Origin of the sequence: Algoriphagus aquimarinus (genome assembly GCF_007997215.1) — a bacterium.
In the GTDB taxonomy this organism is placed as follows: Bacteria; Bacteroidota; Bacteroidia; order Cytophagales; family Cyclobacteriaceae; genus Algoriphagus; species Algoriphagus aquimarinus_A.
In genome coordinates this window covers 1-827 of sequence record NZ_VORW01000052.1, presented here as the reverse complement: position 1 = coordinate 827, position 827 = coordinate 1, and the positions used below count along the sequence as shown (strand labels likewise).

The 827-nt window shown below is 43.4% G+C and carries 1 protein-coding gene and 1 pseudogene; both read right to left on the bottom strand.

All coding sequences use genetic code 11. The features are described from left to right. A pseudogene (locus tag ESV85_RS22125) lies at positions 1–251 on the bottom strand (IS3 family transposase); the annotation flags it as partial. Between the two features lie 128 nt (positions 252–379). Next, positions 380–787, bottom strand: coding sequence for a hypothetical protein (locus ESV85_RS22120; protein WP_146921524.1), 408 nt, complete (start codon positions 785–787; stop codon positions 380–382). Between the last annotated feature and the right edge of the window lie 40 nt (positions 788–827).

Below are 827 nucleotides of genomic sequence, written 5' to 3'. Positions count from 1 at the left end.
CTTCTAACATAGGTGATGTCACTGACGAAGACTTCCTCCATTCTTGAAGGTACCAGATCCCTGAGTAAATTAGGATGCTTTTTTAACCAATGCTTGGAATGGGTTGTCTTGGTATAGCTTTTTAATGGCCTAATCAGCATTTTTTGTTCTCTGAGATAATCAAAAAGCCCGTCTCTACCCAACTTCACTCCGAGGTGATCAAACTGATCCGCTAAGAGATGATACAGTTTTCTGGTCCCTAAACGGGGCATCCTCATCCGCTTGGCGACAATCAAGGGCCTGATCTTAGAAAGCTCTTCTTCCCGTTTTTTTGCCCGTTGTTTGCCTTGGTACAAGGCCTGGCGACTAATCCCAAACACCCTACATGACCCAGAGATACTTATTTGTTTCTCTTGGTGGAGGCGCCAGACGGTTTGGGAGAAAACTTTTTTCGAATGGCTGTGCCATACTGTTGATCGGAGATGTCAATCATTTTGTTAAGAATCAGATTCTTTAACCGTTCATCTTCCAGCTCTCGCTCCAATCGTTTGATCTTCTGAGCAGGAGTTTCTTCTGATTTTGAGGGGTTCATCGCTTCATGGTTAGGTCTAGACCAGTCTAAACTACCATGTTTTCGCAACCAGACCAAAACCGTGGATCTTCCTTGAATACCATAGATCCGTTGGGCTTGTTTGTAGGTCATCTCGCCTTTTTCTATCCGGGAAATCAGGGTCAATTTAAAGCCTAAATTGTAATCACGTTGCGAACGCTTTTTCCCCTTGACACTAGAGAGGTTTTCTTTTTCCATAATAAGTCGATTTGGTGTCAACTTATTTCAGGACGAGACA

What these genes read in the sequence shown, in the direction of transcription:
- ESV85_RS22120 (WP_146921524.1), bottom strand. Translation starts at nt 787, where the DNA reads ATGGAAAAAGAAAACCTCTCTAGTGTCAAGGGGAAAAAGCGTTCGCAA.